The organism is Rhizorhabdus sp. GW822-FHT03C02 (assembly GCF_058801765.1).
The window spans coordinates 565,788-586,600 of the sequence record NZ_JBXANN010000002.1; the positions used below are offsets into that span (position 1 = coordinate 565,788).

Annotated in this window: 19 protein-coding genes; 13 read left to right on the forward strand and 6 right to left on the reverse strand. The window is 68.2% G+C overall.

Annotation, left to right across the window (positions count from 1 at the left end):
- Positions 1-164 precede the first annotated feature (164 nt).
- From AC1RM6_RS09800 to AC1RM6_RS09815, 4 genes are all read left to right on the forward strand, one after another.
- Entirely contained in the window at positions 165-1,904 is a 1,740-nt protein-coding gene (locus tag AC1RM6_RS09800) for a sensor histidine kinase (protein ID WP_493100552.1), read from the forward strand.
- A 162-nt stretch (positions 1,905-2,066) separates the two neighbouring features.
- Complete coding sequence (locus tag AC1RM6_RS09805) at positions 2,067-3,485, forward strand: dihydrolipoyl dehydrogenase (protein ID WP_493100554.1); 1,419 nt, start codon at positions 2,067-2,069, stop codon at positions 3,483-3,485.
- A gap of 449 nt (positions 3,486-3,934) precedes the next feature.
- Positions 3,935-4,069 carry a hypothetical protein gene (locus AC1RM6_RS09810; protein WP_493100556.1) on the forward strand — a complete coding sequence of 45 codons (135 nt, stop codon included), beginning with the start codon at positions 3,935-3,937 and terminating at the stop codon, positions 4,067-4,069.
- Positions 4,070-4,182: 113 nt separating this feature from the next.
- Positions 4,183-4,560, forward strand: coding sequence for a hypothetical protein (locus tag AC1RM6_RS09815; protein ID WP_493100558.1), 378 nt, complete (start codon positions 4,183-4,185; stop codon positions 4,558-4,560).
- 78 nt (positions 4,561-4,638) lie between these two features.
- On the opposite strand, the gene AC1RM6_RS09820 is transcribed toward AC1RM6_RS09815, so the two are convergent.
- Positions 4,639-4,845 (reverse strand): hypothetical protein, encoded by a 207-nt coding sequence (locus tag AC1RM6_RS09820; RefSeq protein WP_493100560.1) that lies wholly within the window; start codon positions 4,843-4,845, stop codon positions 4,639-4,641.
- A 210-nt stretch (positions 4,846-5,055) separates the two neighbouring features.
- Between AC1RM6_RS09820 and AC1RM6_RS09825 the strand changes: the two genes are divergently transcribed.
- The gene (locus AC1RM6_RS09825; RefSeq protein ID WP_493100562.1) at positions 5,056-5,373 is read left to right on the forward strand and encodes a hypothetical protein; all 318 of its coding nucleotides are present in this window, start codon (positions 5,056-5,058) and stop codon (positions 5,371-5,373) included.
- A gap of 92 nt (positions 5,374-5,465) precedes the next feature.
- On the opposite strand, the gene AC1RM6_RS09830 is transcribed toward AC1RM6_RS09825, so the two are convergent.
- Entirely contained in the window at positions 5,466-6,041 is a 576-nt protein-coding gene (locus AC1RM6_RS09830; protein WP_493100563.1) for an arylesterase, read from the reverse strand.
- A gap of 84 nt (positions 6,042-6,125) precedes the next feature.
- Here AC1RM6_RS09830 and AC1RM6_RS09835 point away from each other — a divergent pair, with 84 nt between their 5' ends.
- A complete protein-coding gene (locus AC1RM6_RS09835; RefSeq protein WP_493100565.1) occupies positions 6,126-6,422 on the forward strand; it encodes a hypothetical protein in 297 nt (98 codons plus the stop codon).
- A 154-nt stretch (positions 6,423-6,576) separates the two neighbouring features.
- Here AC1RM6_RS09835 and AC1RM6_RS09840 read toward each other — a convergent pair whose 3' ends face one another.
- From AC1RM6_RS09840 to AC1RM6_RS09855, 4 genes are all read right to left on the reverse strand, one after another.
- Positions 6,577-7,800: an FAD-dependent monooxygenase gene (locus AC1RM6_RS09840; protein ID WP_493100567.1), complete on the reverse strand. Its 1,224-nt coding sequence runs from the start codon at positions 7,798-7,800 to the stop codon at positions 6,577-6,579.
- Between the two features lie 367 nt (positions 7,801-8,167).
- Positions 8,168-8,329: a hypothetical protein gene (locus AC1RM6_RS09845; protein WP_493100569.1), complete on the reverse strand. Its 162-nt coding sequence runs from the start codon at positions 8,327-8,329 to the stop codon at positions 8,168-8,170.
- A 383-nt stretch (positions 8,330-8,712) separates the two neighbouring features.
- The gene (locus AC1RM6_RS09850) at positions 8,713-9,219 is read right to left on the reverse strand and encodes a helix-turn-helix domain-containing protein (protein ID WP_493100571.1); all 507 of its coding nucleotides are present in this window, start codon (positions 9,217-9,219) and stop codon (positions 8,713-8,715) included.
- A 60-nt stretch (positions 9,220-9,279) separates the two neighbouring features.
- Positions 9,280-9,726, reverse strand: coding sequence for a YozE family protein (locus AC1RM6_RS09855; protein ID WP_493100573.1), 447 nt, complete (start codon positions 9,724-9,726; stop codon positions 9,280-9,282).
- Between the two features lie 460 nt (positions 9,727-10,186).
- Here AC1RM6_RS09855 and AC1RM6_RS09860 point away from each other — a divergent pair, with 460 nt between their 5' ends.
- The 7 genes from AC1RM6_RS09860 to AC1RM6_RS09890 all read left to right on the forward strand — a co-directional run bounded on the left by AC1RM6_RS09860 (position 10,187) and on the right by AC1RM6_RS09890 (position 20,689).
- Positions 10,187-13,618, forward strand: coding sequence for a response regulator (locus AC1RM6_RS09860; RefSeq protein WP_493100575.1), 3,432 nt, complete (start codon positions 10,187-10,189; stop codon positions 13,616-13,618).
- Between the two features lie 5 nt (positions 13,619-13,623).
- Entirely contained in the window at positions 13,624-14,451 is an 828-nt protein-coding gene (locus AC1RM6_RS09865) for a CheR family methyltransferase (RefSeq protein WP_493100577.1), read from the forward strand.
- Positions 14,448-15,023: a chemotaxis protein CheB gene (locus AC1RM6_RS09870; protein ID WP_493100579.1), complete on the forward strand. Its 576-nt coding sequence runs from the start codon at positions 14,448-14,450 to the stop codon at positions 15,021-15,023. Before AC1RM6_RS09865 ends, AC1RM6_RS09870 begins: the two co-directional genes overlap by 4 nt.
- Positions 15,024-15,025: 2 nt before the next feature.
- Positions 15,026-16,717, forward strand: coding sequence for a response regulator (locus AC1RM6_RS09875; RefSeq protein ID WP_493100581.1), 1,692 nt, complete (start codon positions 15,026-15,028; stop codon positions 16,715-16,717).
- A 652-nt stretch (positions 16,718-17,369) separates the two neighbouring features.
- Positions 17,370-18,338, forward strand: a complete 969-nt coding sequence (locus tag AC1RM6_RS09880; protein WP_493100583.1) for an ArdC family protein — start codon at positions 17,370-17,372, stop codon at positions 18,336-18,338.
- Entirely contained in the window at positions 18,335-18,778 is a 444-nt protein-coding gene (locus tag AC1RM6_RS09885) for a DUF2958 domain-containing protein (protein ID WP_493100585.1), read from the forward strand. Before AC1RM6_RS09880 ends, AC1RM6_RS09885 begins: the two co-directional genes overlap by 4 nt.
- Before the next feature lie 84 nt (positions 18,779-18,862).
- Entirely contained in the window at positions 18,863-20,689 is a 1,827-nt protein-coding gene (locus AC1RM6_RS09890) for a ParB/RepB/Spo0J family partition protein (RefSeq protein ID WP_493100587.1), read from the forward strand.
- Positions 20,690-20,813: the final 124 nt, after the last annotated feature.

The following is a 20,813-nucleotide window of genomic DNA, read 5'->3' on the forward strand; positions in this document are numbered from 1 at the left end:
AATGAGCAAGTGACATCGGAACGGCGAAATTCGTCAAGTCATGCTGCTCGCCGTCTTAATCGGCAAGTGGTAGATGTTGGCAGGGCTGCCGATCGTTGATGATCGGTGGTGCGTCACCGGGAGAAGACCTCTGGCGAGCTGGCACAGATACCGTGGCGCGAGCGATGACGGCTGACAGGCCGCCAGCCTCCAGCCTCGACCTTGGCGGACCGCCTGCTCTTTGGCGATTTCTTCTGGCGGTTACCTTGGTGCCACTCGCGCTGACCGTCGCCGGCCTGTCGCTGCAATTCGAGTATATGCGCGCGGCACGAAGCCACGGCAGTGCGAAGGCGTCACTCCATTATGTGCTCGCCGCCACCGCGATTCTCACGGCCGTGAAAGATGCCGGACGAAGCCAGCGCGGCTATGCACTGACGGGGGATCCGTCGCTGCTCGGGCCCTATCTCGCCGCGCGCCGTCACATAGGGGTGCAAGTTGACGGTTTTGCGGCGCTTCCCGACAACCGTTCCGCCGACGGACGCGCCGCGATCGAACGGCTGCGCCGGTCGATCGGCCTCAAGATGGCCGAGATGCGCGTCGTGATCGACGCGCGCGACCGGCATGGCGTCGCCGCCGCCGCGAAGCTGGTGGTGGCAGCGAACCATGTGGCCCTGATCGAGACGATCGATTCGTTGGTAAACCGGCAGATTTCGAGGCAGGAACAACTGGTCGAGCAACGCGAGGCCGAAGCCACGGCGCGCACCGCGCTCGCGTCGCGAATCTATTGGGCGCTCGTCTTCTTCATTTCCGCGTTGGCCTTCGGCGTCGCCTATCTGACATGGAGCACCCGACGGACACGCTATGCTGCGCTGTCGTCCGCACGCGATGCGCTCGCGCGGCAATCGGCATTGTTCGATCATACCGCGAATGCGGTGATCGCCATCGACCCCGCCGGTGTGATCGAGGCGATCAACATGTCGGCGCAACGCCTGTTCGGTTATGACGCGGCGGATATCGTCGGCAAGGACATCTCGTACCTCGCGCCGATCGCACCCGGGGAGGGCGCGTTTCTCGATCGCGTGAAGCTTCCCGCCGAATCAATGCCGGCCGAACGCGGCCGGGTGGATGCGACCCGCCGCGACGGCACCATGTTTCTCGCGGAAGTGTCGCTCGGGCGGATGCCGCTGACCGGCGGCGTTCATGTCGTTGCCGCGTTCCAGGACATATCCGAGCGCTCGCGGATCGAGCGTCTCAAGGATCAACTCGTCTCGAACGTGAGCCATGAGCTGCGGACGCCGCTCACGTCGATCGTCGGCGCGCTCGGTCTGCTGCGTGCCGGGGGCGCGGCGCGGTTCGATGCCGCCACCCTCAATCTTGTCGAGATAGCCGAACGCAGCGCGAACCGTCTGATCCGGATTGTCACCGACCTGCTTGATGTCGACAAGATGGAGGCCGGTGAGATGACGTTCGTCATGGAGACTGTCGACATTGGCGAGCTCGCCGCACGCGCGGTGGACGACATGATCGGCCTCGCCGACATGCACGACATAATCCTGTCGTTGGAGCGCCCCGCCGAGCCTCTCACCGTCCAGGCCGATAGCGGCCGCATCCTTCAGGCCATGATGAATCTCCTGTCGAATGCGATCCGCTTCTCCCCGCCGGGGGAGCAGGTGGCGGTCCATGTCCGAAGGCTGCCGGATGCTGTCGAATTCTCGGTGCGCGACAACGGCCCGGGGATCGATGCGGAACTGCGCGAGCGCCTGTTCACTCGCTTTGCCCAAGGCGAGCGCCAACGCGGGTCGGCGACGCCGGGAACGGGGCTGGGCTTGACGATCACGCGCGCGATCATCGTCGGCCATCACGGCCGAATCGACGCGCGCGACGCCCCTGGCGGGGGAAGCATCTTCGCGTTCCAACTTCCGTGAGCCGCCATGATGTCTTCGGAAGACGACTTCGACCTGCCAAGCCCGCCCGGCCGTCGGCGGTTGCCACGAGGCCAGCGCCCGCGGTCCATCGAGGAACGCGTGCCAGCATATGGCGTTGGACGATTTCCGTCGGATCGTCCGGCATTCGGCAGGGGCGCGTCCATGACCAGATTGAAGTGTGATGTTGCCGTGGTCGGCGCCGGCACGGCCGGCCTCGCCGCGGAGCGTACCGCCCGTCGCGCGGGGGCATCCACCCTGCTCATCGACGACGGGTTCAGCGGCACGACCTGCGCGCGGGTCGGCTGCATGCCGTCCAAATTGCTGATCGCTGCGGGCGCCGCCGCACATGCGGTACGGCAGGCTGGCGGCTTCGGCCTCGACGCAACGCTCAACGCCATCGATGGTGTCGCGGTGATGAATCGCGTTCGGCATGCGCGCGACGCCTTCGTCGACGGTGTAAAGGCGCAATATGCGGACTTGCCCGAAGGCATCTGCATCGACGCCAACGCCAGATTCAGCGGAGCGACACTGCTGACTTTGGGCGACGGCCGCGAGATCGAGGCCAAGGCCGTGGTGATCGCGGTCGGTGCAAAGCCGGTGATCCCGGATGCGTTCGAGGCCGTCGCCGATCATGTCCTGACCAACGAGACGATCTTCGAGCTGGCCGGACTTCCCGCTTCGGTCGGCGTGATTGGCGCCGGGCCGCTTGGTCTCGAACTCGCGCAGGCGCTCGCCAGGCTCGACGTCGAGGTCATGGTGTTCGACGAGGGGCAAGGTATTGCTGGCCTCGAGGAGGACGCCGTGGCCCGAACTCTCCGCGCGCGGTTGGAGCAGGAATTTCCGATCCATCTGGCGGTGAAGGTTGAGGCGTCGGACGCGGCTGGCGGCGCGCGGCTGCGCTGGAGCGGGAACACCGCCGGGGAGCGGCGGTTCGAGAAGCTGCTGGTGGCGACGGGGCGTGCGCCACGGTTAGATGAGCTCGACCTGGACCGGGCCGGACTGTCGCTCGACGAGCATGGGACACCCCTGTTCGATCCGGCGACGATGCAATGTGGCTCGAGTCCCGTCTTCATCGCCGGTGACGCCGATCATGAGCGCGCGGTCCTCCATGACGCGATGGCCGAGGGCGGCATCGCCGGTCGTAACGCCGCGGCCTTTCCGGGTGTCGACCCGAGTCGCCGGACGATCGCCTTTTCGATCATGTTCACAGATCCGCCGCTTGCCGTCGTCGGGCAGGTCGGCAGTCGCGCCGACCTGCCGGTGATTCTGGGTCGCGCAAGCTATGAGGACCAGGGGCGCGCCAAGATCATGCGATGCAATGCGGGTCTCGCCCATATCTACGCCGATGCCGGGGATGGCCGCATCGTGGGGGCGGCGCTGGCGTGCCCCGGTGCCGAGCACATGGTGCATCTGTTGGCCTGGGCGATCGAGAAGCGGCAGACCGCGACCGAATTGCTCGAACTCCCGATCTATCACCCGACGTACGAGGAAGGGCTGAAGCCGGCGCTGCGTATGATCTGCGCGGCGATCGACGCGCCGGCGCCTGCCGACCGTGACGACGGGTTCGTCCCCGGAGCATGAGGGGCCGCCTGGCTATGGCGCACAGACACATCCAGGCCGATGTGCCATCAACCTGGCACGTCCGTCATTTTAGCAGCCGGCGGTCACCAGGCGGAGGTGAAACGACGCGCAATGCGCGGCATCGCATCGCTGCGCCGCTGCGAACCGTGATGGCAGGCGCGGCAATCGGACGCGGCGTTGCCGAGCGATGCCATCGCGTCCGCGCGCCTTCCCGCTGGCGGCAGGATGCGATTATTCCGCCCCGGACGATGGTACCCGGGCTCCGTCCTGCGCGTTCAACGCGAAAGGAGACCGTCATGGCGCCCCGGCCACCGCCCGAGGAGGAACCGATCGAAGCCCCGATGGACGACCCGCGTCGCGAACCCGACGGACCTGGTTCCGCCCCGCGGGTCGAGCCGGTGATCCCGCCGCCGGAGTGACCATCCATCGTTTGCCACGGAGGCATCATCATGTTCACCCGCGACACCGACTTCACGCTGCTCAGCGATGCCGAGCTTATCGAAGCTTTCCATCTCATCGATGAGGAATGTGCTTGGGCGAGCGCGTTGTGTGCCGAGCTCGATCGCCGCGGCCTCGCACGGTGACGCATCCAGCGCGATCGTGGAGCAGTCGCCATAGATCGTCCTTTCGGCCTGGACGCATCGCAGCGTTGTCGGACCCGACATCGGTCACGGAAGGTTTGATGCGGTCAGGTCGAATGGCCGAGCGGAAATCGGGAGCAGTCGCTATGCGCGGGACAATATTCTGGGGCGTCATCGCGGTCGGGTTCGGCATCACCGCCCCGGCCGGCGCGGAAATCCCGATGATCGGCCATGCGCGCAGCACGGCGATCGTCCTGAAGACGATCCGCGCCGCCGAGGCCAACGGTGCTGCGGGGTTCGCGCCCGCACGTTTTACCCAGCGCGCCATCGGCCCCCTGAGCGTGCTTGATCAGATGGCGGCCGGCTGCGCGCTGGCTGGCCTCGACGGCTGGGATGAGGAGCATGTCAACAGTGCCTGGCAGTGCGATGGCCGGCCGACCGAGTATCGCATGATCGTCCTCGCGGGCGGAAAGGTCGCCGCGGTCGAGCAATAGCGCGCAGCCGGCTCATCGTCCGCCACCGGCTGGCATCGCGACCCGACCATCATCGGGGGTCGCAGGCGGCCCGCGCGGCTACCGGCGCTCGTCGTGCAGATCCTGGGCGGCGATCGATCGCAGCTTGCGGAGCTTCGCGCTCGCATTGGCCGACATTGTCCGCCGGCCCGCAGAGCTGAGCGCTGTCGTGCCCGACGCCTCCGACGCCAAGGCCGATTTGGGTGCCTCGCCCGCGGCGTGCTTCAGCCTGAGCCGGGCCAATCGGGTCAATTTGCGGGTCGGCATGGGCAAGATCCTGTCTGCCTGGCGCGCCATGCGGCGCGGGGCGGTGCGAACCTACGTCCGTCATCCGAGCCTGTCTGCGACTGCCTAGCAGGAGCAAAGATAAAGTGCGGTGTTGTCGCCGGGTACCGGCCTGGAGGCGCGTACGGGATCTCGACTCGGCAGCCGGTTGCTCCGACCTCGGATGCTGCGCTCGCCCGGCGTCGCGCCACGTTGACCCAGGTTATTGACCAGGCGAGATCGATCTTCATCATCCGACCAGGAGGATTCGCGATGCTGAGACGTTGGCGACTGGGAATGGCGATGCGTCGGGATGGTCTGTCGGCGGCTCAGATCAGATATGCGCTGCGTCTGTTCGCAATGGGTGGCGAGGGCGCGGTGGCGGCCTTCCGTGCGGCGGCGGCGCAGAGCTTGAGCGCGCGGGACCATCGCATGAGCTCGCGCTGGCTGCTGCCCGAGTCCTATCTGGCGTCGGGCGAGGTGGCGGCTGTTTCGCCTGACCCTAACGGCTCACGGTTTCGCAAACCCTAGCCGGCGTCGCGAGAGCGGCCGTCCGCCGGCTTCAAATGGCAGGTCCGTTCGATCGCCGGTAAGCAGATGGTGTTCGGCACGGCGCCGCTGGTTCACGCGGCGCGTTCGGCGGGTTCCGCCAGCGCCGCTTCCACCGCCGGAAGAAAGGCGCGGGCGATCAGGTCGGTCCCGGCGGCATTGGGATGGACCCGATCCCGCAGGGTGAGCGCGGGATTGCCGAGCAGGCCGGCGGGCAGAAACGGGGCGAGAGCGATGCCGTGCCGGGCGGCGAGTTCGGGATAGATCGCCGAACAGCGCCGACCGAAATCGCCGAGGATTGCCGGCGCGTCGATCTGCGCCAGCAACACCCGCAGCCGGCACCGACCGAGTTCGGTGAGGATCGCATCGAGATGGGCGCGCGTCTCAGCCAGCGGCATGCCGCGCAGCAGATCGTTGGCGCCGAGTTCGACGATGACGAGATCGGGCGCCGCCTGCAGCCGGCTGAGCAGCCTGGGCAACCGCGCCCGCGCGCTCGCGGTCGTGTCACCGGACAGGCCGCCGTTGACGACATGCGCGTCGGGCCGGCGCGCCCGGAGCAGGGTCTGCAGCCGGCCGGCGAAGCTTTGCGATGGAGACAGGCCGTAGCCTTCGGTGAGGCTGTCGCCGAAGGCGAGGATCAGGGGCATCATCACCCGAATATGACAACGACGAACATGCTTTTCCAGCGCGCGTCTTCGTTTAATGGCGCATTTCCAGTATCTTGAAGCGCGTTGATGGCCACCTATCTGGGCACGGGCGGCGGTCATATCGGCCGTGCATGCCAGGCGCCCGGGTCTGTTCGGGCGGGACGTAGCGGCCTGCCACAACGAGGCGGTGAGGAGATCATGCAGGATAAGGATCGCGATTATTATCGGGCGCGGCTTGCCGAGGAGACCATGCTGATGCGGGCCGCCAGGACCGTGGAGGCGAGGGCGGCCCATCGTCGGCTCGCCGAGCTGTACTCGGCGGCTTTGGCGCCGCCCGAGGCACCGCCTTATCGGCCGGCCGCCGGGGATATCCGCGCCGGTTGAGCGCTCGAACGGGGCGTGAGACCGCTTGTTGATCGGGCCTGCGTCAGGCGCCGGTCCGGGCCGGCGCACGATCCCGCATGGTGACCCGGAGATATGCCAGGCGGCCCGCATCGACGGGGGCCTCGAGGCGGCCGGCGTTCGCCGCTGTGCCCGGTCAGGCGGGCGCGCGGTCGTAGCGCGACAGGTCGGGTTCATTGGGCGGCCGCGCGAACAGCCGGCCGGCTGCGGTTCGCAGCGCCGGCTGGCTCGCCAGCTTGAGCGCGGCGTGAAGCAGATGGATGCCGAGCCGGCTGTGCGGGTTCGCCAGGCGGGGGACGATTTTGGGAATGGCCTGCGCCTGCTCGACCATCGGCCGCATCGCCTTTTCATAGGCGGCCAGCGCGGCGCGAATATCGTCATGGAGCGCGAGCTCGCCGGCGAGGATATAGGATCCGGTCAGCGCCAGGGTCGCGCCGATCCCACCGAGCGGCGTGACCGCCCAGGCGGCGTCGCCGGTCAGGACCACGCGGCCCTTGGCCCAGCGCGGCATGCGGACCTGGCGAAGCGCGTCGAAGTAGAAGTCCTGGCTTTCGTCCATCGCTGCAAGGACGCGCGGCGCCTGCCACCCGGCGTCGGCGAAGCGATGCCGCAGCCAGGCTTTCTGTCGTTCGGTGGCCCAGTTTTCCTCGCCTTCGGCGACCTTCTGGATCGACAGCATGGCGCGGGTGGTGCCGTGGCGGTCGGGACGCAGCGAGATGCTGCGCCCGCCGCTGGCATGGAACCAGCGCCACATCCGGTCGTCGTCCGGGCTACGCGGAATCGTGAAATAGGCCATGGTCAGATCCATCCAGCGCGGATCATTCTCGCCGGGAAAGGCCAGTTCGCGCGTTGCCGCACCCACGCCTTCGGCCACGATCACGAGGTCGTAGCGTTCGCTCTGTCCGCTCGCGAAGCGGACGCCGACGCCATCGTCGGCCTGGTCGATCGCGCGGACATGGTCGCCATAGCGGAAGCGGGCACCCGCCTGTGCCGGCTCGAATATCAGGCGGGCGAGATCGCCGCGCAATATCTCCATTTCGGCGGTCGGCCCGTCCCCCGCCATGTCGGCGGCGACGAAGCTGGCCGCGGGCGTGCCGTCGGCCCGGATCCAGACGGTGCCCTCCTCGCCCGTGCCCTGCGCCAGCGCGTCGGCCTCGAGGCCCATTCGGCGGATGACCGCGCGGCCGACGCCGCGGACATCGATATTCTGGCCGCCGTCGCGAAAGGCCGGCGCGCGCTCGACGACGGTGACGTCATGGCCTTGGCGGCCGAGCCAGTAAGCGGCGGCGTTGCCGGCGATGCTGGCGCCGGTGATCAGGATCGTGCGAGCGATGGCGGTGTCTCCTTGCTTTGCGCTCAACGGCAGCGATGAGCGGGCGTTCCGCCGCCGCCCGCCAAGGTCGCGCCAGGCTGTTGTGCGTGGCTGGCGGCCACGTGGCTCCGCGTCGGATCGGCTGTCGCGGCCGGTCGGCCCGGCGCGGCGTGGAAATGTGTGAAAGTGAACAAAGCCGGGCCCGTTTGCGCGTCGCGACGATAATATGGGGGTGGTTCGGGAAAGCATGATAGGCTTCCCGCAATGACAACGGTACCGGCTTACTCAGGGGCAAAGGGCGCTGCGCCCGGCGCCCAGGAATATCTGATCGAGGCGAGCGAGCAACTCGCCGCCGCCCGCTCGCTGGACGAGCCCTAAGCCGGTCGCTGGCCATCGGTGCCGCAAGCGACAGGCTTCAGTCAAATCGGGCGGTCGTCTCATCGGGCGGGCCAGCGCCCCGCCGGTGCATCGCCTCCAGACGCTCGCGCAAAAGCCGGTTGCGCTCCTTGAGATGCCGGGCAGCATCGGCAATAGCGCGCGCTTCCTGCAGCGCGTCGTCTCTGCTGGGGTGGTCCATATCTATCCCTTCGCCTGACATCATGACCAATAACATCTTGGTCTGCTTCAGTGTCACGCGATGAGGTGAACTATATCCTGGGTTCGATGGGCTGTTTTGTCGATCCGTCCCAAATCAATACTTATCATCTAACCGCTTGATTCACTTGCGCACTCGGGCAAACCCGCCCGGCTGCACAGTCCGCCTGCCGCGCGATCGTCCGCAGAGATGGGGGAGGCCGCCGCGCTCGCCGAAACTTCTCCGCGCCGGCGGGTGCCGTATGACGCGGCGGCATTCGACAATCTGATTCGCTGCCTGTCGGGGGATCGCTCGGCGATCCGGCGGCATGGCTGGCGCGGCGTAGGCCTAGGACGTCGCGGCACCTCCCGCGGCCGATGATGCGCTCAGCAAAGCTCGCCATCGTCACGGAGCGCGGCCGCGTCGGCCATCACCTGCGGCCAGTCGGTCACGCATTCGGGGGCGACATCGAGCGCCTTGGCGAGTGCGCGCTCCTGATAGAGCGAGGGCACGATCCTGCGTGTCTCGATCGCCTCGATCAACTCCGCCGACAGGCCCGACAGCCGCGCCAGCGCGGCGAGTGGCATGCCGCGCCACTCGCGGACGGTGCGCACGAAATGATGTGCCTCGGTCGCCTGGTCGTGGAGCGCCTCGGGGATCGTCGTCTTGCTCTCCTCGGCATCGAGGCCGCATGGCGCCAGCGCCTCGAGCGCGATCCGCGCGCGGGTCGCGAAGCCCAGCCACAGTTCGCCCTGGTCTTTGGCGCCGCCATTCCAGGGGGTCGCCAGCCGGTCGATATCATAGCCGGCCATCTCGGCGGCGATCGCGGTCAGCCGCTCGAGCCATTGGTCGCGCGAGGTGGCCCGCGCGATCAGATGCATGTCCGTGGTCATTCTCCTCGGCCGATCGCGGGATGGCGGGGGTGCGCGGACGCAAGGCGCCGCGGACCACCGTCAGCCACGGATCCACGCATTCTCGGCGTCCTCGAGCGCCTCGAACATGTCGCCTTCGGCGCCGAGACCCGAGAGATGCTTGCGGACATCGTCGACCGATCCCGTTTTCGGGAAGCGTGGGTCGGCCTTGGCCGCCTTGGCGAGATTGGCGATCCAGTCCTGTTTATGTCCGACCTGGCGCAGCAGCCATTGTCCGAACGCGCTGCGGGGCGGTTCCTCGACGACCGGCATCGACGGCGTCGCCGTGGCGGCCGGCGGAGCGGCGGCAACGGGCTCCTCGCGGATGGCGACGAGGTCGGGCTGAACCGCTTCCGCCAGCGCGGCGGGTGTCACGGCGGGAGACCGCGCCACGGTTCGGCGGCGCCGGGGCTTTCGCGTCGCCGGATGCGGCGTGCGGTCGCCGCCCTCGATCTCGCTCACCGGCAATGTGAGCTGGGCTGTCGCCATAACCGCCATGTTCGTCCGCGTAGCCATATCGGGTCCTCGACTCGTGTGCGTCATGCAGCATAGGCGTTCTCTGTTTGTTCTTAAAGCGCAGAAGCGAACGACGGGAATGACGAGGTCCCGACTCTCGGATTTACGGCCTGTGCGACGGGAACGGCCTCGCGCGGGAGGGCTTCACGCCGCGGATGCCGATATTCGACAATCGCCGGAACCTTTTCGAGTCGATTTCGTTGCGACGCGGGATTCAGCCCTTCATCGGCTGATTTCGGGGTGATTATCGCGCCGCACGGGTCCGCCTGTTGCGTTTTCGACGTCACCGGATGTGCGTGGCGGACCGAAGGCAGTCGAAAGGGATCGGGCATTGATCGAATTGGGGGCGGACTGGAATATCGCAACGGAGCATGATGTCGGGCGGGCCCCGATCGGGGCCGTGAATTCGTTCAGCGTCGCGGGCTGAACTCCGATGCCGAAGACGATCATCGAGAGCGCGTCGGGCGTCGCCGCCGGCACGCGGGGGCGCACGCCGTTCGCCGTGGCTGCGGCCCTGCTGTTTTTCGCGATCAGCGGCGCGATGTCCTATTCGAACATCCAGACGCTCGCCGCCGACAATGCGAAGATCGTCCATTCGCACGAGGTCATCACCTCGCTCGACGCGCTGTTGTCGGATGTGCAGGATGCCGAGACCGGCCAGCGCGGTTACCTGCTGACCGGTGGCGAGAAATATCTCGAACCCTATCAGCTGGCCCTGTCGAAGATCGCCTCCGAACTGCGGGCGGTGACGAGGCTGACCGCGGACAACCGCGCCCAGCAGGACAATATCGGGCGCCTGAAGCCGCATGTCGAAGCCAAGCTCGCCGAACTGAAGCAGACGATCGATCTTCGGCGCGCCGGTGGCGCCAGCGCGGCTCTGGCGGTGGTCACCACCGATCGCGGCAAGCTGGAAATGGACGCGATCCGTACCCAGCTCGCGGCGATGGGCCAGGAGGAGGCGCGGCTTCGCCAGGCGCGGCTGGCCGAAATGGAGACGGCCTCACGCAACGCCATCGTCAGCGGCGTTCTCGCGGCGCTGCTCGGCATGGGCCTGACCCTGGCCGTCGGTCTGTTGGTGCACCGGAGCATGCTCGCGCGGCAGCGCCAGGCCTGGCTCGCGGCCGGGCAGGTCGGGGTGTCCGAGACGATGCTCGGGGACAAGACCGTCGCCCAGCTCGGCGATGCCGTCCTCGACTTCCTGGCGCCCTATCTCGGCGCTCAGGTGGCCGTCCTGTTCAAGGGCCATGGCGGGCAGTTCGAGCGGGTGGCGCAGCTCGGCGTGCCGGGCGATGCCGATGTTCCGATGCGGTTCGCGCTGCGCGAGGGCCTGATGGGCCGGGTGGCGGAAGAGGGGCGGACGCTGGTCGTCCACGACGTTCCCGCGGGCTATCTGACCGTCGGATCGGCGCTGGGGCGCGACAAGCCCCGCCATCTCGTCATCGCGCCGTTCAAGGCCGACGGCGAACCCAATGCGGTGATCGAGCTGGGCTTTCTCCACAAGATCGACGACCGCGCCTCAGCCCTGCTCGATCAGATCGCCGAGCCCGTGGGCGTCGCGCTGCGCTCGGCACGCTTTCGCACCGAGTTGCAGAATCTGCTCGAGGAGACCCAGCGGCAGTCGGAGGAACTCCAGGTCCAGAGCGAGGAACTGCGGGTCTCGAACGAAGAGCTCGAAGAGCAGGGACGGGCGCTCAAGGAGCAGCAGGTCCGGCTCGAGCAGCAGCAGGTCGAGCTCGAGCAGACCAATTCCCAGCTCGAGGAACAGGCGCAGCTGCTCGAGACCCAGCGCGACGACCTCGCCCGCACCGGCGCGGCGGTCGAGCTGAAGGCGCGCGAACTCGAACAGGCCAGTCGCTACAAGTCCGATTTCCTCGCGAACATGTCGCACGAGCTGCGGACGCCGCTCAATTCGCTGCTGATCCTGTCGAAGCTGCTCGGCGACAATCCGCAGCATACTCTGTCGGACGAGCAGGTCCGCTATGCGAGGACGATCGAATCGTCGGGCAACGACCTGCTGACCCTCATCAACGATATCCTCGACCTGTCGAAGATCGAGGCGGGACATATCGAGATCCGTCCCGAACCGGTGTCGACCGATCGTCTGGTCTCCGACCTGCGCCGGACCTTCGATCCGGTCGCCGCCGAACGCGGGCTGATCTTCGCGGTCGATGTCGCGGGAGGCGCACCGGCGCGCTTCACCTCCGACCGCCAGCGCCTCGAGCAGATCCTGCGCAACCTGCTCTCGAACGCGTTCAAGTTCACCGCGGCCGGTCGCGTCGACCTGCGGATCGATCTTGCGGACGACCAGCGGCTCAGCCTGTCGGTCACCGACACCGGGATCGGCATCGATCCCGAACAGCACAGGGCGATCTTCGAGGCGTTCCGCCAGGCCGACGGTGCGATCAACCGGCGCTATGGCGGTACCGGCCTCGGCCTGTCGATTTCGCGCGAACTGGCGCGGTTGCTCGGTGGGGCGATCTCGCTGCGCAGTGCGCCCGGTGAGGGAAGCCGCTTCACGCTGACGATTCCGCTCCGCTACGACGGTGCCTCGGTCGCGGCGACGACCCGGTCCGCGATGGCGCTCGATGCGCCATTGCCGACCGCGCCCGCGACGGCGCCGGGCGGAGCGTTCCGGTCGTTCGCCGTCGATGACGACCGTGACCGGCTGGAGGCGAACCGTCGCGTCCTTCTCGTCGTCGAGGACGACGAGGCGTTCGCGATGATCGTCCGCGACCTGTCGCGCGAGGCCGGCTTCCAGAGCCTGATCGCCGGAACCGCCGAAGAGGCGCTCGATCTCGCGAAGCGCTACAAGCCGAGCGCGATCGTTCTCGACGTCGGCTTGCCCGACCAGTCGGGGCTTGCGGTCCTCGACCGGTTGAAGCGCGACGATGCGACCCGCCATATTCCGATCCATATCGTCTCCGCGTCGGACCACAGCCAGACGGCGATGTCGCTCGGCGCGATGGGCTATCTGGTCAAGCCGGTGAAGCGCGAGGATATCGTCCACGCGCTCGAGGTGCTCGAGGGCCAGCTGACCCGGACGATGCGGCGGGTGCTGATCGTCGAGGACGATCCCCTCCAGCGCGAGGCGGTCGGCAAGCTGCTCGGATCGAGCGAAGTCGAGACCGTCGGCGCCGGCACCGCGGCGGAATGCCTGCAACTGCTGAAGACCCAGACGTTCGACTGCATGATCCTCGATCTGTCGCTGCCCGACGCGACCGGCTTCTCGCTGCTCGAGACGCTGAGCGCCGACGGCGAACATGCTTTTCCGCCGGTGATCGTCTACACCGGCCACGACCTGTCGGCCGCCGATGAGCAGCAGCTTCGCCGCTATTCGAGTTCGATCATCATCAAGGGCGCCAAATCGCCGGAGCGCCTGCTCGACGAGGTGTCGCTGTTCCTCCACCAGGTGGTCGCCGACCTGCCGGCCGAGCAGCAGAGGATGATCCACGAGGCCCGCAACCGCGACGCGGTGCTCGAAGGCCGGCGGATCCTCATCGTCGAGGACGACGTCCGCAACGTCTATTCGCTCAGCAACATCCTCGAACCGCGCGGCGCGGTCGTCGCGATCGCGCGCAACGGCCAGGAGGCGCTCGATGCCCTCGACCGGCATGCGGACGGGCAGGAGGGCCCGATCGACCTCGTCCTGATGGACGTGATGATGCCGGTGATGGACGGGCTCGACGCGACGCGGCGGATCAGGCTGGATCCGCGCTGGACCAGGCTGCCGGTCATCATGCTCACCGCCAAGGCGATGCCCGACGACCAGCAGCGCTGCCTGGAGGCCGGCGCCAACGACTATATGGCCAAGCCGCTCGACGTCGACAAACTCCTGTCGCTCGTCCGGGTGTGGATGCCGCGGTAGCATCGATGGTGAACGAAGCCGTCGAGGACATCGAAATCCACCTGCTGCTGGAGGCGTTGTTCCGCCATTATCATTACGACTTCCGCCATTATGCCCAGGCGTCGATCAAGCGGCGGCTGCGGCAGGCGCGCCAGCAACTGGGTTTCGCGACCTTCTCGGCGCTGCAGGACGCGCTTCTCCACCAGCCGTCGATGCTGCCGCGGCTCCTCGACTATCTGACGGTCCAGGTCAGCGAGATGTTCCGCGACCCGGCCTATTTCCGGGCGATCCGCGAGCATGTCGTCCCGCACCTGCGCACCTATCCTTCGCTCAAGGTCTGGATCGCCGGATGCAGCGGCGGCGAGGAACTGCATTCCTTCGCGATCCTGTTCCGCGAGGAGGGGCTGCTCGATCGGACCCTGTTCTATGCGACCGACATCAATCCGGCGGCGCTCGAAATCGCGTCGAGCGGGATCTATGCGCTGGATCGCATCAAGTCGTTCACCGAAAATCACCAGCGTTCGGGCGGCAGATCGTCGCTCTCCGATTACTACACCGCGGGCTATGACCGGGCGGTGTTCGACAAGGGGCTGCGCCAGCATGTCGTCTTCTCGGACCACAGCCTGGTGACCGACGCGGTGTTCGCCGAGGTCCAGCTCATCTCGTGCCGCAACGTGATGATCTATTTCGACCGCGAATTGCAGGACCGTGCCATCGGCCTGTTTCACGATTCGCTTGCCCGCAAGGGCTTCCTGGGGCTCGGCTCCAAGGAAAGCCTGCGCTTCTCCGACCATGCCGACGGCTTCAGCGAGTTCGTCCGCGCGGAGAAGATCTATCAGCGGCGCGACCTGTGACGCGCGGCGACATCGAGGCGGTGGCGATCGGCGCATCGGCGGGCGCGGTGCAGGCGCTCTCGCGGATATTGCCCGCGCTGCCCGCGGACTATCCCGTCCCGGTGCTGGTCGTCGTCCACATCCCCGCCGACCGCTCGGACCTGCTGGCCCGGCTGTTCGAGGCCAAATGCCGGCTGACGGTCAAGGAAGCCGAGGACAAGGAACCGATCGCGCCGGGCACGGTCTATTTCGCGCCCTCCGACTATCATCTGCTGGTCGAGGCGGACCGGACCCTCTCGCTGTCGCTGGACGAGCCCGTGCTCTATGCGCGTCCCTCGATCGACGTGCTGTTCGAAAGCGCCGCCGACGCCTATGGCGCCGGTCTCGTCGGGGTCGTGCTGACCGGCGCGAACGAGGATGGCGCCGAGGGGCTCAGGGCGATCATCGCGGCGGGCGGAATCGGGCTGGTCGAGGATCCGGCGCAGGCGATGGCGCCGATGATGCCGAGCGCCGCGCTGGCGAAATCTCCGGCCGCCCATGCGCTGTCGCTCGACGCGATCGCCGCCGAACTCGCGTCGCTGCGGGCGTCATGAGCATGGCACCCGACCCCGTCAACGTCCTGATCGTCGACGATCTCGAGGAGAATCTGCTCGCGCTCGAGGGGCTGCTCCGCCAGGACGGTCTTTCCTTCCTGCGCGCGCGCTCAGGGGAAGAAGCGCTCGAGCTGCTGCTCAGGCACGACGTCGCGCTGGCCCTGCTCGACGTGCAGATGCCGGGCATGGACGGCTTCGAGCTCGCCGAGTTCATGCGGGGCAACGAACGGGCGCGGCATATCCCGATCATCTTCCTGACCGCCGGCAGCGTCGACGGGCAACGGCGCTTCCGTGGCTATGAGGCCGGTGCGGTCGACTTCATCCACAAGCCGATCGAGCCGGACATTCTGCGCGGGAAGGCCAATGTCTTCTTCGATCTCCACCGGCAGCGTCGGCAGATCCAGGCGCAGCGCGATGCGATCGAGGACAGTGCGAAGGCGCTCGCCGATGCCGCGGACCAGCTCGAGGCGCAGGTGCGGCAGCGAACCGCCGAACTCGAAGACGCGCTGGCGCTCCTGCGCGCCGAAAAGCTCGAGCGCGAGCGCGTCGAGGCATCGTTGCGCCAGAGCCAGAAGATGGAGGCGGTCGGCCAGTTGACCGGCGGGATCGCCCACGACTTCAACAATATGCTGACCGGCATCATCGGCTCGCTCGATCTGATGAAGCGACGGATCGCGACCGGCGATTTCGACAGCCTGCCACGCTACATGGATGCGGCGACCACGTCGGCGGGACGGGCCGCGGCGCTGACCCACCGGCTGCTGGCATTCTCGCGCCGACAGTCGCTCGACGCCAAGCCGGTCGACATCAACGAACTGATCGTCGCGATGTCGGAGCTGATCGAGCGCGCGGTCAACGAGCGGATCGATTTGCGGACGCGGCTGGCGCCCGACCTGCCGACGGGGCTCGTCGATCCGCACCAGCTCGAAAATGCCATTCTCAACCTGGTGATCAATGCGCGCGACGCGATGCCCGACGGCGGTGTCGTCACGATCGAGACCGGCCTCGTCGACGATGTCGACGGCGACGGCGCCGGGGACCACGGCCGGCCGGCCGGCCGCTCGCTGAGGGTCTCGGTCACCGACACCGGGGTCGGGATGCCGCCCGACCTGGTGGAGAAGGTCTTCGATCCGTTCTTCACCACCAAGCCGCTCGGGCAGGGCACCGGTCTCGGGCTGTCGATGGTCTATGGCTTCATCCGGCAGAGCGGCGGCGACGTCGCGATCGAGAGCCGGGTCGGCGAGGGGACCTGCGTCAGCCTGCATCTGCCGGTAACCGACACGGGTCCCGATCGCCTGTCGTCCGAGGTGGGATCGGCTCCGCAGGGCGACGGCGAACGGGTGCTGGTGGTCGAAGACGACCCGGCGGTTCGCATGCTGGTGCTCGAGGTGCTCGAGGAGGTCGGCTACCACGCGATCGAATTCGCCGATCCGCTGGCCGCCGCCCCCTATCTCGCATCGGCTGCCCGGATCGACCTGATGATCTCGGACGTCGGCCTTCCCGGCATGACGGGCCGGGAGCTGGCCGAAATCGCGCGCGCGCATCGACCTGAGCTGCCGATCCTGTTCATAACCGGCTATGCGGAGAATGCCGGCATTCGCGCGAATTTCGTCGGCGCGAATATGGCGATGATCACCAAACCGTTCTCGCTGGACGATCTCGCGTCGAAGGTGAACCATTTGCTGACGGATTAGCCGCCGGCGCGATTCACGGTCATGCGCATGACGGCCGTCCTGGCGCTTCCCGCTGGTCGCGCTGACAGGGGGATGGGCCTGCTGGCGCCCGGGTGGGCGCGGGGTTCGCTGTGGCCGGTCGCTGCCCGCCGGGCAATTCAACCGCGGCCGCGCGTGTGGCTGCTGATCCTTGCCGCCGGGCTGTCCGCATGCCGCGGCGGATCGCATCCTCGCCAGGCCGGCGTCGGACACCACGATCTCCTCATGGGCCGAGGCGTCTTCGCCCTGCTGTCCGGGGCTCCGTGGCGGTCGATGTCCTCGACGGGTCTTGGCGCCCCGCGCCGCGGGCGCGGTCGCGCTCTATGGCTGCGCCACCGAGCCCCTTTGGGTCTCGGCCTCACGGTGACGATCGCTGACGCTGGCCGGATCTGCGATCCGGATGCGGCCATCGCGCGCGGCGCGATGACGCTGGTCTCCGGCCTCCGGCGCGGCGGGGTGGGCGGCGTCTCCCTCTAGTCCCGTCGCGGCGGGCTGCAAGCGGGCAAGCCCGCTCCTCCACTGCGTTGCGGCCCTGCGGGTGCGGCCCGCCTCTGCCGACGGGACTGCCGGTCCACGCCTGCCGCCCACCCCGCCTTTCCGGGACCGGTTGCGGCTTCAGGAAGGAGTGGAGAAGATGGCACGCAATCCCGGCTCGCGACCGATCGCCAGCCTTTATGCCGACGTCACCGACCGGATCATCCGCGACCTCGAGGCGGGCCGCCTGCCGTGGGTCCAGCCTTGGGACGGGTTCGCCCCGGTGGGGATGCCGCGCAACGCCGCGACCGGGCGGCGCTATTCGGGGATCAACATCCTGTTCCTGTGGGAGGCGCTGGCCGATCAGGGCTTTGCCTCGCAGCGCTGGATGACCTTCAAGCAGGCGCAGGCGATCGGGGCCCATGTCCGCAAGGGCGCGCAGGGAACCACCGTCGTCTATGCCGACCGGTTCACGCCGCGCGGCGAGGGCGGCGGCGAGCGGGCTTCGGGCGAGGGGGGCGAAGCCGCGCAGCGCCGCGTCGCCTTCCTCAAGCGCTTCACCGTCTTCAACGTCGAGCAGGTCGAGGCGCTGCCGGTCGGTTTTCGCGATGCGGAGTTTGACGTCACCCGCGACCGCGAGCCAGTCCCCGAGGCCGATGCGCTGATCGCCGCGACCGGGGCCGATATCCGGATCGGCGGCGGCGAGGCCTATTATCATTCCGAGGCCGATTATATCCGGGTGCCGCCGCAACGGGCCTATCCCGATCAGATCAACTGGTACCGCACCGCGCTGCACGAACTCGGGCACTGGACCGGACATCGCAGCCGCCTCGACCGGCTGGCGCGCGGCATGGACCAGCAAGCCTATGGCCGGGAAGAACTGGTCGCCGAGATGTGCAGCGCCTTCGTCTGCGCCGAACTCGGCATCGTCCCGACCGTGCGCCATGCCGACTATCTCGGCGCATGGCTGGCGATCCTGCGCGAGGACGACAAGGCGATCTTCCGCGCCGCCAGTCAGGCGAGCAAGGCCGCCGACCATCTGCTCGCGCTGCGCGATGCCGCCGAGGCCGCGACCGGCCGGGGGACGCCTGCCGCCTTCGCCGCGTTGGCGGGGGAGGCGGTGGCATGATCCTGCTCACCGCCCCCTTGCGCTTCGCGCTGCGCGCCAATGCGATCGCCCATGAAGCCGCCCAGCGCGACGGCCGGGACGAGCCCGACCCGGTGCCGGTCGTCAAATTCTTCAACCCCATGGGGGCCGCGACATGGCTCGCGACCGAACTCGACCGCGATGGCGACACCCTGTTCGGGCTCGCCGATCTCGGTTTCGGCTGTCCCGAACTCGGCAGCTTCTCGCTCTCGGAGCTGGTTGAAATCTGCCTGCCGTTCGGGCTGCGGATCGAGCGCGACATCGGTTTCACCACCCCGCACCGGCTGTCGGGATGGGCGGCGTGCGCCCGCGCGGCCGGGTCGATTATCGGCGCGGCCTTCATCCTCGAAGGCGTCGCCCCCGACGAGGATTCTGAGCTTCCGCCCGGACGGGACCGCGACGGTCCCGGTTCGGACGGCTGACGCGCGGCGCGTTTCGCCGCACCCCAAGCCGGTCGCGCCGCCCCGGAAAGACCGACGCGACCGGCGCTCACAAGGAGCTACCCCATGAAACTCGACTTCATCCCGCTCGACAAGATCGTATCGAGCAAGACCAATATGCGCGGCGGCCGCAAGGCCCCCGACATATCCGACCTCCTGCCGTCGGTGCGGCGGCGCGGCATCCTCATGCCGATCCTCGTCCGTCCGGCCGCTGCGCCGCCGGGCGATGAAACCGACCGGTTCGAGGTGATCGCCGGGCGGCGGCGCTGGGAAACCGCCAAGGTCGTCGCCTCCGAGGTGGACCATCCCGAGCCGATGCCGTGCGCGATCATCGAGCCGGGCGACGATGCCGCCGCGCTCGAAGCGTCGATGCTGGAGAATTTCCAGCGGCTCGACCCCGACGAGGTGACCCGCTGGGAAAGCTTCACCCGGCTGGTCCGGGAAGGGCGCACCCCCGAGGATATCGGGCTGGTGTTCGGCCTGCCCGAACTGATGGTCAAGCGGACGCTGGCGCTCGGCAATCTGCTGCCGCGCATCCGCGATTTCTACCGCAGCGGCAGGATCGACGCGGTGACCGTCCGCCATCTGACGATGGCGAGCAAGAGCCAGCAAAAGGCGTGGCTGGCGCTTTTCGACGATCCCGAGGGCCATTGCCCGACCGGCCATCAGCTAAAATCATGGCTGTTCGGCGGCCAGTCGATTGCGGCCAGGCATGCGCTGTTCGACCTCGCTACGTTTCCCGGCGCGGTCGTCACCGACCTGTTCGGCGAAGGCGGCTGGTTCGCCGATGCCGACCAGTTCTGGACCGCGCAGAATTCGGCTATCGACGCGCGCCGCGCCGCCTATCTCGATGCGGGGTGGAGCGATGCGGTGATCGTTCCGCCGACCGAGCATTTTGCGGCATGGGACCATGTGAAGACCACCAAGCGCAAGGGCGGACGGGTCTATATCGACGTCAACCGCAGCGGCGAGGTGGTCTTCCACGAGGGCTATTTGTCGTCGACCGAGGCCCGCCGCGCCGCCAAGTCGGCGGCGACGGGGACCGAGGAGGGACCCGACGCCAGGCCCGTTCGGCCCGAGATCAGCGGGCCGATGACGGTCTATTGCGACCTCCATCGCCATGCCGCCGTCCGCGCCGGGCTGGTCGAGCGCCCCGGCAGCGCGCTGCGGCTGCTGCTCGCCCACGCCATTGCGGGCTCGCATCTGTGGGCGGTGACGGCCGATCCGCGTCGGGCGGGCAGCGCGGCGGTCGCCGACAGCGTCGAGGGGGCGCATGCCGAGACGCTGTTCGACGGGCATCGGCGGGCGGTGCTCGCCGCGCTGGGCCTCGATCCCGAGGCGCCGACCGTCACCGGCGCGACCCGCGATGTCGTCGGACTGTTCGGCCATCTGCTGACCCTTGACGATGCTGCGGTGCTGGCGGCGATCGCGGTGGTGACCGGCGAGACGATCGCCAGCGGCAGCGCGGTGGTCGAGGCGGTCGGGCTCCATCTCGGCACCGACATGGCGGCGTGGTGGGCGGCCGACGACGCCTTTTTCGAGCTGATCCGCGACCGCGAGGTGATCGGCCGGATCGTCGCCGAGGTGGCGGGCGAGACGGTCGCCGCCGCCAATAGCGGTGAGACGGGCAAGGCGCTGAAGGCGATCGTCCGCGACCATCTCGCCGGGACCAACGGCCGGGCGCAGGTGACCGGCTGGGTGCCGCGCTGGATGGCGTTCCCACCGAGTGCCTATACCGAGCGCGGCGGGGTCGCGACGGTCAAGGCCCATGCCGAGGCGACCAGACCCCGGATCGCCGACGCGCCCGATCCCGACGATCCGGCGCCCGCCGCGCCGGGCGAGGTGCTCCCGCCCGACGCGGTGCCGGTGGAGCCGGTCAGGCTTGCCGCCTGATCGCGGCAGGGGCGGCCGGTGGTCGCCCCTCTCGGCCTCGATATCCGGCCGCGGGGGGGGGGGGGGGGGGGGGGGGGGGGGGGGGGGGGGGGGGGGGGGGGGGGGGGGGGGGGGGGGGGGGGGG